We start from the raw sequence: 14,647 nt of genomic DNA, 5'->3' as shown, positions 1-14,647 counted from the left end.
CATCAATCCCCCTAGCGCAGAGCCCCCGGCACGTCCTCATATAAGCGACGATAAGCGACGATCCCGGACGGGGGATCGTTCCAATAGATACGACAACCGCCGCGCACACATGGTTCGGAGAAGATCGCATTCCGGATGAGGAAACTTAGGCGGCCTGCCGCTGGACCGGGGCGCGGAGCGGGTCCGACCCTCAGTTCGACCAGGAGCGCTGTACGGCGTCGCGTACGCGGCGCCGGGCCGGGGGCGGCACGTCGCCGTCGGCCGCCACCGGCAGCGCGGGCGGCGCGGCCGGCACGAGCACGGCGGACTCCTCCTCGCTCACCGGCCGCTCGATCTCGGCGAACGCGCCGTCCAGGCCGCGCACGATCACGCCGGTCTCCACCCCGTGGGCGACGGTGTGCCGGTCGAGGCCCTGCAGCCCGAGGGCGATCCGCCGGGCGATCACGTACCCGAGCACGGGCCCGGCGACGAACAGGACGCGGAAGATCCAGGTGGTCGCGTACAGCGAGATGTGGAAGGTCGAGGCGATCAGGTCGTTGCCGCCCGCCAACCAGAGCACGCCGTAGTAGACGATCCCGGCGACCCCGAGGCCCACCCGTGACGGCACCTCGCGCGGCCGGTCGAGGAGGTGGTGCACGGCGTGGTCCCGGGTGATCCAGCGCTCCGCGAACGGGTACAGGGCCAGCCCGGTAAACAGCAGCCCCGGCGCCACCAGGGCCGGGATCAGCACGCTCATCGTCACCGTGTACCCGAAGACCGTGAGCTCCCACGGCGGCATGATCCGCAGGGCGCCCTCGAGGAAGCCCATGTACCAGTCGGGCTGCGAGCCCGCGCTGACCGTGCTGGGCGCGTACGGGCCGTACAGCCAGACGGGGTTGACCTGGAACACCGTCGCGAGCAGCGCCACCGTGGCGAGCACCCACAGGAAGTAGACCGTCGTCTTGGCCAGGAACGTGGGGAAGAACGGCGCGCCGCGCACCACCCGGTCGCTCAGCCCCTTGGCCCGGAACTGGGTGTGCGTCTGCCGCCACGTCAGCACGACCGCGTGCAGCGGGATCAGCACGAGCAGCAGCCCCGGGATCAGCAGCACGTGGATGCTGAACAGCCGGGAGACGATGTCCTCGCCGGGGAACTCACCGCCGAACAGGAACATCGCCAGGTACGTCCCCACCAGCGGGATCGACACCGTGACCCCGTGCAGGATGCGCAGCCCCGCGCCGGACAGCAGGTCGTCGGGGAGCGAGTAGCCGAACAGCCCGTTGAACATCACCAGCACGAACAGCACCACGCCGATCAGCCAGTTCAGGTCGCGCGGCTTGCGGAACGCGCCGGTGAAGAAGTTGCGCAGCATGTGGATGACGATGGCGCCGAGGAAGACGAGCGTCGCCCAGTGGTGCATCTGCCGCATCAGCAGGCCGCCGCGCACCTCGAAGCTGATCTCCAGCGTCGAGGCGTACGCCTGGCTCATCCTGACGCCGCGCAGCGGCGCGTAGGCGCCGTTGTAGAGCACCTCTTCCATGGTCGGTTTGAAGAAGAACGTCAGGAAGACGCCCGTGAGCAGAACGACCACGAACGCGTACAGCGCGATCTCCCCGAGGAGGAAGGTCCAGTGATCGGGAAAGACCTTCCGCATCGCCTTCTTCAGGAACCCGGCCCCGCCGATCCGATCATCGAGTGCCGTGGCCAGTGAGCTGACCTTCATGGTGTCCCCGCCTATGACTGGGTTGGTACGTCATAGACATGACGGGATCAGGCCGCGAAATGTGACATCAGGCGAAGCGTTCGACGGTGACCGGGATCAGGCCCAGCTCGCGGATCGCCTGCCGGTGATGGTCCAGCAGCGCCCCGAGCGCTGCGGCCGGGGCGGCCTCGAGGTGCGCGGTCACGTCCACACACCAGGCGATGCCCGCGCCGATCCGGCGCAGCTCCCAGGTGAAGCCGCCGCCCGACGCCTGACCCACCACGCGCGGGTCGCCGGTGGGCTCGAGCCGAAGGGCGGTGCGGGCGTTCGCCGGCCCGTCCGGTCCGAAGTCGCCCGCGAACAGGATGCGGTAACGGCGCGCATCGGGTGCGGCACCCAGGTTGAGCGGTGCCGCCGCCGGGGCTCCACGCGGCGCTGTCGATGCCCGCGGCGGTGTGGTCCTCGCCGAGGACGAACTCCTCCACCAGGATCCGCTGGGGGCCGTCCGAGATCAGGTAGTAGTCCACCTGCCCCATGATCGTGCGGGGCGGGTGGACCGGGCAACGAAACTTTCGCTATGAGGTGGAAAATTTCAGAAGGGCGAGTAAAGCGGATGCTAAACCGCTTTAACACGGCGGTCAGTGCGCCTGGCATGGTCTCCCGGTTCGGGGGCAGAAGCCGTCGGGATCACCTACTGTGAAATCTGCCCCATTTGTCAGGCTTGGGAGGCATCGACGATGCGGAACGGCCGGACCACACTGGCCAGCGCTTTCACGGCGGCTCTGCTCCTCGCCGCCGGCTGCAGCTCGGGCGGCCCGGGAGGGCCCGCCGCGAAACCACAGGACCAGGAGCAGCAGCAGCGGCCGGTGGCCAAGCTGTCGATCACCCCTGCCGACGGCACGAAGAAGGTCCCCCCGGACACCGGGATCGGCGTGAAGGTCACCGACGGCAGGATCACCAAGCTGACCGTCGCGGACGCCAAGGGGCGCGAGGTGAGCGGGAGCGCGGCCGCGGACGGGACGTGGCGGCCCAAGTGGCCGCTCAAGCCCTCGACCGCGTACACGGTGAGCGCCCAGGCGACCGGCACGGACGGGAAGCCGGTCACGGCGCAGAGCGAGTTCACCACGCTCAAGCCGAAGCGGGTCCTGGAGAGCGGCATGTCGCCCCTGGACGGCGAGAAGGTCGGCGTCGGGATGCCGGTCCAGCTCCTGCTGTCGCAGCCGGTGACCGCGCGCGACGACCGCGCCGCGGTCGAGCGGTCGCTGGAGGTGCGGATGTCCAAGCCGGTCGAGGGCGCCTGGAGCTGGGTGAGCGACCGGGAGGTCCAGTTCCGGCCGCGCGAGTACTGGCCGAGCGGCGAGAAGGTCACGGTGATCGCCCACCTGGCCGGCCTGCGTGCCGGACGGGACCTCTGGGGGACCAAGGACCGCAGCCTGACCTTCACCGTCGGGCCCGAGCACATCACGAAGGTCAGCAACTCGACCCATCAGGCGGTCGTGCGGGAGAACGGCGACGTCGTCAAGACCATCCCGATCAGCCTGGGCAAGCCCGGGGACGACAGCTACTCCGGCATCATGATCGCCCAGGAGAAGGCCGCGGAGACCATCATGGACTCGGCCACCATCGGCAAGCCCGGCGAGTACCGCATCCGTACCAAGTGGAACGTCAGGATGACCTACAGCGGCACGTTCTTCCACGCCGCGCCCTGGTCGACCGGCGCGCAGGGCAGCCGCAACGTCAGCCACGGCTGCGTGAACGCCAGCCCGGAGAACGCCCGCTGGTTCTACGAGTTCACGCAGCGGGGGGACATCATCCAGGTGACCGGGACGTCGCGGAAGCTCCAGTTCGGCAACGGGCCGACGCCCTGGGCGAAGTCGTGGGACGACTGGCTGGCGGGCAGCGCCCTCGGCAAGCCGATCAACGGCTAGCCCCACCCCCCGGCAAACTGCTCATCTGACCCGATAGGGGAGACTCTCACCAGACCGGTACTGATGAGAATGAGGAGCAGGCAATGCACATCGTACGGTTCGTCAGCCCCTTGACCGACGCGCCCGCGGTCGGCGTCGACGACGGCGAGCGGGTGGTGGAGCTGTCCGGCGTCACCACCGTGGCCGAGCTGCTGCGGCTGCCGGTCGAGGGGCTGCGGGAGCGGCTGGCCGGGGCCGACGGGCCGGAGCTCCCCTCCGGGTCCGTGCGGCGGCTCGCGCCGGTGGACGGGCTGATGGAGGTCTGGGCGGCGGGGGTGACGTACCGGCGCTCGCGCGAGGCCCGGGTGCTCGAGAGCGAGCGCGCCGCCGACGTGTACGAGCTGGTCTACGACGCCGAACGCCCCGAGCTGTTCTTCAAGTCGGTGGCCTGGAAGGTCTCCGGCGACGGCGGGCGCATCGCGGTGCGGTCGGACTCGGAGATCGACGTGCCGGAGCCGGAGCTCGGCCTGGTGCTGAACGCGGCCGGGGAGATCGCCGGCTACACGGTGGTCGACGACGTGAGCTCGCGGACCATCGAGGGCGTCAACCCGCTGTACCTGCCGCAGGCCAAGATCTACCTGGGCGCGTGCGCGGTCGGCCCCGCGATCAGGCCGGCGTGGGAGGTGTCAGACCCGTACGCGCTGGACATTTCGCTGAGCATCGCCAGGGCGGGGGAGACGGTGTGGGACGGCAAGGCGTCCACCTCCCAGCTGAACCGCCGGCTCGACGATCTGGCGGGCTACCTGTTCCGCGCGGACCTCTTCCCCGACGGCGCCGTGCTGGCCACCGGCACCTGCCTGGTCCCCGACCTGCCGTTCACACTGCAGGACGGCGACGCGGTGACGATCGGCATCGGCGAGATCGGCATCCTCACGACCACCGTGGTCAAGGGCTTGGAGCCGATGCGCACGCCCGTCTGAAGCGAGCCGATGACGGGGCCGGTGGCGGGCGGGTGGAGCCCGCCACCGGCCCCGTCATCGACGCGGCGTCAGTCGCGATAAGTCCGGACGTAGTCGAACTTGGCGACGGCGCCCGACCGGTTCATGGAGATCAGGCCGATCTTGAGCTTGCCCTTCGCCGGAAGCGTCCACACGCCGTTGCGCACCCAGCGCTGCCCGTCCCGGCTGGTCGCCGCGCGCACAGCTTCCACGGGCCAGCGGGCAGCACCGAATGGGCCATCTTGAAGTACCGGTCGTCGTTTTCGTACAGCACGAGACCGGCCTGCTGGTTGCCGCGTGTCAGCGCGAAGTCCAGCTTCGTCTCGACGGTGTAGTCGCCCTCCGGCGCGTCCCCCAGCAGCCTGGACGCCGTGTGGACTGTGGTGCGGAGGTTAGTCATTCGGGCCGGGAGGAAGCGACACCCCTCCTTTCGAAAACAGTATGGAAAACATCGGCAACGGTCGGTAGTCTGTGCGGTGTGTGATGCTCCGGTGACAGGAGGTGTGCGATGGCGATCCGCCGCTCGGCCGCCAAACGGCACGGCCTGTCTTCGGTCGTGCAACTGCGGCTCGCCCCCACGCCCGCCCAGGCCGACGCCTTGGCCACCGCTGTGCAGGTGTGCAATCAGGCAGCCACCTTCATCTCTCGCCTGGCTTGGCAGCAGCGCACCTTCGCCGTGCTGGATCTGCACCGGCTCGCCTACCACCAAGCGCGCGCCCACTTCAGCGCTCTGGCCGCCCAAGCAGCCGTGCGCGCCATCGCCCGGATTGCCGGCGCCTACGCCAACCGCCGCGCCAGCAAGAAACGCGCCCACATCTTCCGCCCGCACGGCGCCATCCCCTACGACGCGCGCCTGATGAGCTGGAACCGAGATGCGCGGACCGTGTCGTTGTGGTCTCCCACCGGCCGCGTCCACGTCTCCTACACCGGCCGCGAGGAAGACCTCAAAGCCCTCGACACCCTGCCGATCGGGGAGGCCGACCTGATCTGTCGGCGCGGCGTATGGCTGCTGCATGTCACCCTCACCCTGCCCCGACCACCTGTGGGTGAGCCTGTCAACGGCTTCCTCGGCGTGGACCAGGGAGTGGCGAACCTGGCGGTCACCAGTGACGGGGCGGTGCTGCCCGGCCCCACTCTGCCCGGCCCCATCGAAGGCAACGGCCATGCCCGCACGCTGCGGGAGCGGCGGCACCGGCAGCGCCGCCGCTTGCAGAAGAAGGGCACTGCTGCGGCGCGGCGGGTCCTGCGCCGCCTGGCCGGGCGTGAGCGCCGGATGATGACCGACCTCAATCACCAGATCTCCAAGTATGTGGTGCGCGAAGCCGAACGCACCGGCCGCGGGATCGCCCTGGAAGATCTCCAGGGCATCCGCTCCCGGGTAAGGGCTCACCGGCTCCAGCGGCGCACCCTGCACTCCTGGGCCTTCGCCCAGCAGATCGAGTTCACCCGCTACAAGGCCGCACGGGCCGGGATCGCCTTCACCCTGGTCGATCCCGCCTACACCAGCCAGGCCTGCCCGCAATGCGGATGGACCAGCAGAGCGAACCGGCCGGCACGCGGCCAGTTCGCCTGCACCCGGTGCGGCCTCGCTGGGCACGCCGACCACATCGCGGCCCGCAACATCGCCCGACGCGGCGTCGCGGGCTGGGCTGCCGTCAACCAGCCACACGCTACCGGCCTCCCCTCAGCCAGACGGGACCGCGAGAGCAAACCACCGGCTTCAGCCGGTGGCAGTTGACGTGGCGGTGCTCTCCTTCTCGAAGGAGCTCAGCGTGGGGTCGTAGTCGGAGGAGCCGATGTCGTACATCGGGGTCATCCAGTGGTAGAAGTTGTCGCCGCGCTCGCGCAGCAGGTCGTACAGCCTGCGCATCAGGCGGCGGCGGACCGGGGCCAGCTCCGGGTGGGCGTACCGGTTGCTGAGCTCGTGCGGGTCGGCGTGCAGGTCGTACAGCTCGTTGACCGACTCCGGGTTGACGACCAGCTTGTAGCGGTCGTCGCGGAGCATCCGCTGCGGGTAGGGGAAGTGGTGGCCGTGGAACTCGGCGAGCAGCTCGCCCGGCCACTGCGGGTGCTGCCCGCGCACCAGCGGGACCAGGCTGCGGCTGTCCACCGCGGGCCCGGTGTCGCAGCCGGCCAGCTCCAGGATCGTCGCGGTGCAGTCGGTGAGCGTCACGAACTCGTTCCTGACCTGCGGTTCCGCGCCGGGGATGCGGACGATGCCGGGGATGCGGTAGATGTCCTCGTACATGGCGGGGCCCTTGTCGTGCAGCCGGTGGGCGCCGGTGAACTCGCCGTGGTCGGCGGTGAAGAACACCGACGTCTGGTCCGACAGGCCCAGCTCGTCGAGGCGGTCGAGGATCCGGCCGATCTGCTGGTCGATCAGCGTCACGTAACCCCAGTAGACCGCGATCAGCTTGCGCGTGACCTCGATCGGGATCGTGTCGAACGTCCAGTGCTCGCTGTAGTTGCGCTGCACGGGTGGCTTGCCCTCGAACGTCTCCGCGATCGACGGCGGCAGCTCGACCAGTGCCGGGTCGTACATGTCGAAGTACTCGTCCGGGAGGAGATACGGCAGGTGCGGCCCGAAGAAGTGGGTGGCCAGGAAGAACGGCCGGCCGTCGGCGGCGTACCGGTCGAGGTGCTCGATCGCCCTGGTCGCCAGGTAGTGCTCGAACGTGGCCTCCACCGGCTGGTGCAGCCGCGCCGCCAGCAGGTTGCCCGGGTTGCCGTTGGGCGTGGTGCCCCGGATCAGGTCAGAGATCCGGTACGGCGGCAGCCCCCGCTCCTCCAGGTACGCCAGGTAGTCGGGATGATCGACCGGGTTGTGCCAGCCGGGCAGATCGGGCCCGTCGAACCCGTAGGAGGCGGCGTTGCGGCGGGTGCCGCCGTGCCACTTGCCGATGAGACCGAGCTGGTAGCCGCGCTCCTGCAGCGCGCCGGGAAAGGTGAACGCGTCGTCGCGCAGGTCCTCCAGGTAGCCGACGTTGCGCTCGTAGTTCGCCAGCAGCCGGTGCCTGAACGGGGCCTGCCCGGTGAGCAGGCTGGCCCGCGCGGGCGTGCAGATGGCCGTCGGCGTGTAGAACCGGTCGAACCGCGTGCCGGTCGCGGCCAGCCTGTCCAGGTTGGGCGTGGCGACGTGCGGGTTGCCGTAGCAGCCGAGGGTGTCGACGCGGTGCTGGTCGGTCATCAGGAACAGCAGGTTCACTTGCTGAAAGCCTTCTCGTAGAGGTCGCCGGTGTAGTACGTGGCCGGGTCGGGCCGCGACTTGAGCTGGCCGGTGCCGACGAAGAAGTCACCCAGGCTGTTCAGCCACTTGGCGACCGTGCCGTCCTTCGTCTTGGCCACCAGGTCGGCCGTCGGCATCGTCTGGACGTTCGCCGCGTCGGCCTTGACCTTGGCCGGGTCGAGCTTGAGCAGCGCGGCCGCCTCGGCGATCGATTCGTCGGGGTGGGTGGCCCGCCAGTCGTTGGCCTCCTGCAGGACCTTGATCACCTTGCTGGTGAGCTCCTGGTCCACCTTGGTGCCGCCGACGAACGCGGTCGGGAAGGAGCGGTCGGGGAACTCCCTGGTGCTGGCGATCTCGACCGTGCCGGGCACCTTCTGCTTGATCGTGTCGATCAGCGGGTACCAGATGCCGGCGCCGTCGATCTGCCCGGCCGAGAACGCCGACACGACGGTGGCCGGGTCCATCGGCACCTTCTGGATGTCCTTCTCGGTCATCCCGGCCTTCTGCAGCGCCAGGCCGAGCACCATGTCGCCGGACGTGCCCTGCGGCACGCCGACCTTCTTGCCCTTGAGGTCCTGCATGGTCTTGACCCCGGGGCGGCCGATGACGCGGTCGGCGTACGCGAGCGTGTTGATCGCGACGACCTTCGCCTTGCCGGAGGCGGGCAGCCACATGGCGCCCGGGCCGATGTAGCCGAAGTCGAGGTCGCCGGCGCCGAGCGCCTGGATCTGCAGCGGCCCGTTGGTGAAGACCTTGATCTCCGGCTTGAGGCCCTGCTTGTCCCACAGGCCCTGCTTGTTCGCGATGGCGAGCAGGCTCGCGCCGTTGTAGTCGCTGATGTAGCCGAAGCGGACCGTGCTGCCGCCGCCGGAGCAGGCGGTCACGGAGAGTGCTATGACGCTCACCGCCGTGGCGGCCGTCAGGGCGCGGCGAAGAGAACACATGGCGGTAGTTCCTTTCCGGGAGGTGTCAGGCCGCGGGGGCCTGGTGGTAGACGGAGTGCCAGACCTCGTTGCGTATCCGCCCGAACTCGGGCGACAGCCGCATCTCCTCGGTCCTCGGGTAGGGCAGGTCCACGTCGATGACCTGCTGGATGCGGCCGGGCCTGGCCGCCATGACGACCACGCGCCTGGCCAGGTAGACGGCCTCGTCCACGTCGTGGGTGATGAACATGACCGTGCGCTGCTCCTGGCTCCAGGTGTCGAGGAGCTGGTCCTGCAGCTGCACCCGGGTGAGCGCGTCGAGCGCGCCGAACGGCTCGTCCATGAGCAGCACCTGCGGGTTCACCGCGTACGCGCGGGCGATCGCGCAGCGCTGCTTCATGCCGCCCGACAACGTCTTGGGCAGCGCGTCGGCGAAGTGGGAGAGCCCGACCAGTTCGATCGCCCGCTCGGCCCGCCGCCTGCGCTCGTCGGGCGGGAGCTCCATGAGCTTCAGCCCGAACTCGACGTTCTTGCGCACGGTCAGCCACGGGAACAGCGCGTACTGCTGGAAGATGACTCCCCGCTCGGGCCCGGGACCGGTGACCGGCACGCCGTCCACCAGCACCTCGCCCGACGCGGGCTCGACCAGCCCGGCCGCCATGCTCATCAGCGTGCTCTTGCCGCACCCTGACGGGCCCACGACCGTGACGAACTCGCGGTCGGCGATGTCCAGCGACACGTGGTCGAGCGCGGTGAAGGTGGTGTCCTTCATCGGGTACGTCTTGACCACGTCCCTGAACGAGATCTTGCTGTTCATCGGCGCTCCTGCCAGTCGGTGAGGTGGCGCTCGGCCAGGAGCAGCAGCCGGTCCATCAGCAGGCCGAGCAGGCCGATGGCGATCAGGCCCACGAAGATCGTGGACAGGTCGTAGTAGAGCTGGGCCTGCTGCATGCGGAAGCCGAGGCCCTCCTGGGCGGCGATCAGCTCGGCGGCGACCAGCGTGCCCCAGGCCGAGCCGAGCCCGACCCGCATGCCGACCAGGATGAACGGCGTGGACGCCGGCACCACGACCTTGAGGAAGATCGTCCGGTCGGACGCGCCGAGCACGCGGGCGGCGTTGATCAGCGTCTTGTCCACGTCCACCACGCCCTGGAAGGTCGCCACGACGCTGGACAGGAACGCCGCCAGGAAGATCACGAAGACCTTCGGCACCTCGCCGATGCCGAGGATCACGATGGCGAGGGGGATGATCGCCAGGGGCGGCACGGTCCTCCAGAACTGCACGTACGGCTCCAGCAGGGCACGTGCGGTGGGGTACCAGCCCATCAGGAAGCCGATCGGGACGGCCAGCAGGGTGCCGAGCAGGAAGCCCAGCAGCACCCTGCGCAGGCTGGCCAGCGCGTCGTCGAGGAGGGTGCCGTCGGCGATCAGCTCCCCGGCCTTGGCCGCCACCTGCAGCGGGGTCGGGAGGGCCTGCACGCCGACCACGGCCAGCAGCGTCCACAGGGCGAGCCCGGCGGCGACCGCGATCAGGTTGAGCGTGACGGCGCGCTGGGGACGGCCGCCGGAGCTGCGCCGCGCCGCCGGCGCCTTGTCCAATGTGGTGAGCGAAGTCATGAGCCCTCCTTCGGGGCCTGCTCGGAGACGTCGATGGGATCGGCCGCGAGGTCGGGACCCGCCGGGTAACGGGAGAGCAGCGGGGATTCGTGCAGCACCAGGGCGATGCCGCCGAGGGCGCCCGCCGCCTCGCCGAGCGTGGCCCGGCGCAGGCTGAGACGGTGCCTGGAGACGGGCATGACCTGGGCGCGCAGCGCCCGCTCGACCGGCTCGATGAGCGCGGCGCCGGTCTCCGCCAGCTCACCGCCGATCACGATCACGCTGGGGCCGATCGCGTTGCACACGGCCGCAAGCACGCCGCCGATCCTGCCGCCGACGCCCTCCAGGAGGGTCAGCGCCGTTTCGTCGCCTGCTCTGATGGCCTTGGCCAGCTCGGGCACGTCCTCGGCCCGGCCGCCGGCGGCGCGGTAGGCGTCCAGCACGGCTCTTATCGAGGCCACGGTCTCCAGGCAGCCGGTGCCCCCGCAGTCGCAGGGCGCTCCTGCGGGGTCCACCGTGATGTGGCCGAACTCGCCGGACAGACCGTACGCGCCGCGGTGCAGCGATCCGCCGACCACCAGCCCGCCGCCGACACCGTGGGACAGGCGCAGGTACAGCACGTCCTGGCCGCCGGCGGCGGCGCCCCAGATCGCCTCGCCCAGGGCGGCGAGCCGGGTGTTGTTGTCCAGCAGCACCGGCACGCCGAACCGCTCGCCGAGCAGCACCTGTGCGGGGTGGGCAGGCTCATCCGCCGCTTCAGGGGTACTCTCGCCGCCCGCCGGATCGGGGGCGTCCTCGGAGTCGGGGCCGTCGACCGGGCCGACCACGCCGACGCCGATCGCGCTGAGCGCGCCCAGCCGCAGGCCGCCGTCGGTGAGCGAGGCGACGAGCCGCTCGGCCAGGTCCACCCGCCCCTCCCACGACAGGTCGGCGGGGTGTGGCTCGCTGGCCGACCCCACGATCTCGTGCGCCAGGTTGACGGCCGCGACGTGCACCGCGCGGCGGGCGAAGTCGATGCCGATGGCCTGGCCGGCACCCGGGTGGAGGGTCAGTGTCTCGGCCGGCCTGCCGCGGCCGCGGGGGGCGTCCGGCTGGGTGGCGGTGACCACCGCGCCGGTGGAGAGCAGCCCTGCGAGGATGTCGTACAGGGTGGTCCGGGAGAGCTGGCAGAGCTTGCCCAGCTCGCCCCGGCTGAGCGGGCCGTGCTTGCGCAGCAGCTCGAGCACGAGCTCTTCGTGCCCGCGCCGCAGCTGCGCCAGAGGGCCACGGGGGTGTGACATAACGGGAAGTGTGCCGACCCCGCATGTTTTTCGTCAAGAGTCCGGAAAAAATAAAAGCTCCTCTCGCGGTGCTCCTGGCTCCCCGAAAGCCGGCGTGTACGACTTCACCGGCGTGCGCGACGTGGCCCGTCTGCCGCAATCGTGTTGCAGCTCGTCCAGGAAGGCAGACTGAGCCTGGACGAGCCGATCGGCAAGCGGCTACCCGGCCAGATCCACGACGGCGACCAGATCACCGTGCGGGAGCTGCTGAACCACACCGGCGGCCTGGCCAGCTACGACCGTGCCGCCGAGTTCGCCGACCCTGAGCAGTACGGCAAGCGGACCTACACGCCGCAGCGGCTCATCGATGAGGCCGAGCGGCTGCCCCAGCCCGAGCGGGGCCGCTTCGCCTACTCCAACACCGGCTACATCCTGCTCGGGCTGCTCGTGGAGAAGGTGACGGGTCATGAGCTGAGCGCCGAGCTCGACCAGAGGATCTTCCGCCCGGCCGGTATGACGCGTTCCTACCTGCCCAAGACCTGGGACGGCATCCGCGGCCCGCATGCCACCGGCTACCACCTGCCCACGGGCGCCGACCCGACCCGGCCGGGCTCGCTGCGGCCCATCACCCGGCTGAACCCGTCCTTCGCCTGGGCAGCGTACGGAGTGGTGTCCGACGCCCGCGACCTGAACCGCTTCTACCGAGCGCTTTTCGGCGGCCGGCTCGTCAGCCAGAACTCGCTGGCGCAGATGCGCACCGGCGTCAGCACTCCGCAGGCCCCGGTCTTCCCCCGGTACGGGCTCGGGCTGGAGTCGGTGGGCCTCACCTGCGGCGAGATGTGGGGCGCGACCGGCTCGATCCCCGGCTACCAGACCTTCAGTTTCGCTGACGCCACGGGCGGACGCCGGATGACGGTGTCGGTCAACGTGCAGCGCAACGATCCGGCGGTCGCGCACATGCTGCTGGCCGCCGTTGACGCGCTCAACCGCTACTTCTGCGAGGAGCCGTACACATTGCCGGGTGGCGCGTCGAAGGCCGGGACAACCAGGGTGCCGTCAAAACCGTGGGATGAGCCGCGAACCTGGCAAGAGGCGCTCATTTCCATCATCACTGTCAATCGCGGTCCGGGACGGCCAGTTCGCCCAGCGGGGACCAGTCGTCCTGCGGGACGGCGGCGTTGATGATACGGGGCGTCTCGGCCAAGTGCGCAGGGAGCGTCTGCTGGGCCTGCCTGAAGTGGGCCGACTGAACGTGCGCCGCCCCGGCCGTCTCGTCGCGGAACGCCTCCACGAGCACGTACTCGGCCGGGTCGTCGACGCTGCGTGACCAGTCGAACCACAGGCAGCCCGGCTCGGCCCTGGTCGCCTCGGTGAACTCGGCGGCGATCTGCGGCCAGCGGTCGGCGTGCTCGGGCAGGATGCGGAACTTCGCGGTAATGAAGATCATCGGACTGGCTCCATCGCGGCTCGGCGGCACTTCAGCACGAGACTATCGGCTGGGTCCTGGTCATGAAGGACGGCAAGGTGGTACAGCAGAGAGAGGTCACGGAGGTGTTCTCGCGACGCCGGCACACGCGGGAGCTGGTCGAGGCGGTTCCGCGACTTTCCTGAATTTCCTACCAGATGTGTGGGATAATCGAGTTGTGAGTCTGGACAGGATCCGCGCTTCGAGCGCCCGAGCCGATTCCCCCCTGACCGCCGCCATCCTGGCGGGCCAGTGGATCAGGTCCGCCGCGGCCGATGACGGGCACGGGCGGCACTGGGTGGCCAATCCCGACCCGCACGCCGGGTCGGCGGTCACCGCCGAGCCCGGGTCCCTCTATTCGGGCGCGGCGGGCATCGTGCTGTTCTTCCTCGAGCTGGCCGCCGCCACCGGTCACGAGGCGTACCTGGAGGACGCCAGGGCCGGGGCCCGCCGTCTCGCCGCCACCTGGCGCGAGCAGGACGACCTCTCCCTCTACCACGGGCTGACCGGCACGATGGTCGCGCTCATGGAGGCGGGCTGGGTGCTCGGCGAGGGCGGCTTCGAGGCGGAGGCGGCGGCCATCGCCGACGTGATCGTGCGCAGGGGCCGGGAGTCAGAGCACGGCGTCGGGTGGTCGCGGGACCCCGCCCAGCGGGGCGAGGGCGGCATCATCCTCGGGCTGCTGCGGGCGGCGGCCCATCTCGGCGTGCCCGCCTACGAGGAGGCGGCCGTGGAGGCGGGGCTGCGGATCGCCCGCCTGCCCGTCCCCGGGCACCGGTTCGGCGACTGCGCCGACCTGCCCGTGGACGCGGTCACGCCCGGCTTCCTCGCGGGCACGTCCGGCACGGCGTTCCTGCTGGCCCGCCTGTACGGGGTGACCGGCGACGAGCGGTTCCTGTTCGCCGCTCGCAGCGGGGCGGCCTTCGTCCGCGAGATCAGCGTCGTGAGCGGTGGCTGCGCGGTCGTCCCGCACCACGTGCCGCATGCGCGCGAGTTGCACTACCTGGGCTTCTGCTCCGGCTCGGCCGGCGTGGCCAGGATGTTCTACGAGCTGTACCGGGTGGCGGGCGACCCCGGTGACCTGGAGTGGGTGGAGCGGCTGGCCCGCGGCATCGTCAAGAGCGGCGTGCCGCGGCGCCGTACCGAGGGCTACTGGAACGTGGCCTGCCAGTGCTGCGGCACGGCCGGCCTGATCGAGCTGTTCGTAGGGCTGTGGGCGGCCACGGGCGACGAGGCCCACCTGGAGTACGCCCGCCGGCTCGCCGTCGACCTGATCGGCCGGGCCACCGACCATGACGGGCGCGGCTACCGCTGGTACCAGGCGTACCGGCGGCTGCGCCCGGGCGAGGTGACGGCCGACACCGGCTACATGGTGGGCGCGGCCGGCATCGGCGCGGCGCTCCTGCACCTCGACGCCGCAGGTCAGGCCGACCGTCCGCGCCGCGTCATCCTGCTGCCCGACAACCCGTTCCCGGCGATCCCGTTGCCCACGTCCGTGCTCCGTTGACCGGGACTCGTACGAGCTGCTCGCGCAGGCTTGACCCTAATTCATGTATATCCAGTAGGAAATATTGACTTTAGGGTCTAGGGCT

14 protein-coding genes are annotated in these 14,647 nt (G+C 70.2%); 5 read left to right on the top strand and 9 right to left on the bottom strand.

Features of this window, described 5'->3' with window-relative positions; translation table 11 throughout:
- Positions 1 to 190: 190 nt before the first annotated feature.
- Together qcrB and ABD830_RS08905 are read right to left on the bottom strand one after the other, a co-directional pair.
- On the bottom strand, positions 191 to 1,702 hold the full coding sequence (gene qcrB / locus ABD830_RS08910) for a cytochrome bc1 complex cytochrome b subunit (RefSeq protein WP_344986017.1): 1,512 nt from the start codon (positions 1,700 to 1,702) through the stop codon (positions 191 to 193).
- Between the two features lie 67 nt (positions 1,703 to 1,769).
- The gene (locus ABD830_RS08905) at positions 1,770 to 1,961 is read right to left on the bottom strand and encodes a hypothetical protein (protein ID WP_344986016.1); all 192 of its coding nucleotides are present in this window, start codon (positions 1,959 to 1,961) and stop codon (positions 1,770 to 1,772) included.
- 457 nt (positions 1,962 to 2,418) lie between these two features.
- On the opposite strand from ABD830_RS08905, the gene ABD830_RS08900 reads away from it, so the two are divergent.
- The gene (locus ABD830_RS08900) at positions 2,419 to 3,609 is read left to right on the top strand and encodes a L,D-transpeptidase (RefSeq protein ID WP_344986015.1); all 1,191 of its coding nucleotides are present in this window, start codon (positions 2,419 to 2,421) and stop codon (positions 3,607 to 3,609) included.
- Positions 3,610 to 3,692: 83 nt separating this feature from the next.
- The gene (locus tag ABD830_RS08895; RefSeq protein WP_344986014.1) at positions 3,693 to 4,568 is read left to right on the top strand and encodes a fumarylacetoacetate hydrolase family protein; all 876 of its coding nucleotides are present in this window, start codon (positions 3,693 to 3,695) and stop codon (positions 4,566 to 4,568) included.
- A gap of 68 nt (positions 4,569 to 4,636) precedes the next feature.
- Here the strand turns inward: ABD830_RS08895 and ABD830_RS08890 are convergent, their stop codons facing one another.
- Complete coding sequence (locus ABD830_RS08890; RefSeq protein ID WP_344986013.1) at positions 4,637 to 4,798, bottom strand: hypothetical protein; 162 nt, start codon at positions 4,796 to 4,798, stop codon at positions 4,637 to 4,639.
- Between the two features lie 296 nt (positions 4,799 to 5,094).
- On the opposite strand from ABD830_RS08890, the gene ABD830_RS08885 reads away from it, so the two are divergent.
- Positions 5,095 to 6,324, top strand: coding sequence for an RNA-guided endonuclease InsQ/TnpB family protein (locus tag ABD830_RS08885; protein WP_344986012.1), 1,230 nt, complete (start codon positions 5,095 to 5,097; stop codon positions 6,322 to 6,324).
- On the opposite strand, the gene ABD830_RS08880 is transcribed toward ABD830_RS08885, so the two are convergent.
- Genes ABD830_RS08880 through ABD830_RS08860 form a run of 5 tightly spaced genes read right to left on the bottom strand, consistent with a single transcriptional unit; the run spans position 6,307 to position 11,611 of the window.
- A complete protein-coding gene (locus ABD830_RS08880) occupies positions 6,307 to 7,791 on the bottom strand; it encodes a sulfatase family protein (protein WP_344986011.1) in 1,485 nt (494 codons plus the stop codon). The genes ABD830_RS08885 and ABD830_RS08880 overlap by 18 nt on opposite strands.
- Positions 7,788 to 8,756: an aliphatic sulfonate ABC transporter substrate-binding protein gene (locus tag ABD830_RS08875; RefSeq protein WP_344986010.1), complete on the bottom strand. Its 969-nt coding sequence runs from the start codon at positions 8,754 to 8,756 to the stop codon at positions 7,788 to 7,790. The genes ABD830_RS08880 and ABD830_RS08875 overlap by 4 nt, the downstream gene beginning before the upstream one ends.
- A 25-nt stretch (positions 8,757 to 8,781) precedes the next feature.
- Positions 8,782 to 9,552, bottom strand: coding sequence for an ABC transporter ATP-binding protein (locus ABD830_RS08870; RefSeq protein WP_344986009.1), 771 nt, complete (start codon positions 9,550 to 9,552; stop codon positions 8,782 to 8,784).
- On the bottom strand, positions 9,549 to 10,352 hold the full coding sequence (locus ABD830_RS08865) for an ABC transporter permease (protein WP_344986008.1): 804 nt from the start codon (positions 10,350 to 10,352) through the stop codon (positions 9,549 to 9,551). The genes ABD830_RS08870 and ABD830_RS08865 overlap by 4 nt, the downstream gene beginning before the upstream one ends.
- Complete coding sequence (locus ABD830_RS08860; protein ID WP_344986007.1) at positions 10,349 to 11,611, bottom strand: ROK family transcriptional regulator; 1,263 nt, start codon at positions 11,609 to 11,611, stop codon at positions 10,349 to 10,351. The genes ABD830_RS08865 and ABD830_RS08860 overlap by 4 nt, the downstream gene beginning before the upstream one ends.
- Positions 11,612 to 11,752: 141 nt before the next feature.
- Here ABD830_RS08860 and ABD830_RS08855 point away from each other — a divergent pair, with 141 nt between their 5' ends.
- On the top strand, positions 11,753 to 12,772 hold the full coding sequence (locus ABD830_RS08855; RefSeq protein WP_344986006.1) for a serine hydrolase domain-containing protein: 1,020 nt from the start codon (positions 11,753 to 11,755) through the stop codon (positions 12,770 to 12,772).
- Here ABD830_RS08855 and ABD830_RS08850 read toward each other — a convergent pair.
- Positions 12,705 to 13,037 carry a putative quinol monooxygenase gene (locus tag ABD830_RS08850; protein WP_344986005.1) on the bottom strand — a complete coding sequence of 111 codons (333 nt, stop codon included), beginning with the start codon at positions 13,035 to 13,037 and terminating at the stop codon, positions 12,705 to 12,707. The genes ABD830_RS08855 and ABD830_RS08850 overlap by 68 nt on opposite strands.
- A gap of 196 nt (positions 13,038 to 13,233) precedes the next feature.
- Here ABD830_RS08850 and ABD830_RS08845 point away from each other — a divergent pair, with 196 nt between their 5' ends.
- Positions 13,234 to 14,562 carry a lanthionine synthetase LanC family protein gene (locus ABD830_RS08845; RefSeq protein ID WP_344986004.1) on the top strand — a complete coding sequence of 443 codons (1,329 nt, stop codon included), beginning with the start codon at positions 13,234 to 13,236 and terminating at the stop codon, positions 14,560 to 14,562.
- Positions 14,563 to 14,647 lie beyond the last annotated feature (85 nt).

Source organism: Nonomuraea helvata (assembly GCF_039535785.1).
Taxonomy (GTDB): domain Bacteria; phylum Actinomycetota; class Actinomycetes; order Streptosporangiales; family Streptosporangiaceae; genus Nonomuraea; species Nonomuraea helvata.
This window is presented reverse-complemented; position numbering and strand designations above follow the sequence as displayed.

Coding starts and splice junctions, on each gene's coding strand:
- qcrB (WP_344986017.1), bottom strand. CDS start 1,702: ATGAAGGTCAGCTCACTGGCCACGGCACTCGATGATCGGATCGGCGGG.
- ABD830_RS08900 (WP_344986015.1), top strand. CDS start 2,419: ATGCGGAACGGCCGGACCACACTGGCCAGCGCTTTCACGGCGGCTCTG.
- ABD830_RS08895 (WP_344986014.1), top strand. CDS start 3,693: ATGCACATCGTACGGTTCGTCAGCCCCTTGACCGACGCGCCCGCGGTC.
- ABD830_RS08885 (WP_344986012.1), top strand. CDS start 5,095: ATGGCGATCCGCCGCTCGGCCGCCAAACGGCACGGCCTGTCTTCGGTC.
- ABD830_RS08875 (WP_344986010.1), bottom strand. CDS start 8,756: ATGTGTTCTCTTCGCCGCGCCCTGACGGCCGCCACGGCGGTGAGCGTC.
- ABD830_RS08870 (WP_344986009.1), bottom strand. CDS start 9,552: ATGAACAGCAAGATCTCGTTCAGGGACGTGGTCAAGACGTACCCGATG.
- ABD830_RS08865 (WP_344986008.1), bottom strand. CDS start 10,352: ATGACTTCGCTCACCACATTGGACAAGGCGCCGGCGGCGCGGCGCAGC.
- ABD830_RS08860 (WP_344986007.1), bottom strand. CDS start 11,611: ATGTCACACCCCCGTGGCCCTCTGGCGCAGCTGCGGCGCGGGCACGAA.
- ABD830_RS08850 (WP_344986005.1), bottom strand. CDS start 13,037: ATGATCTTCATTACCGCGAAGTTCCGCATCCTGCCCGAGCACGCCGAC.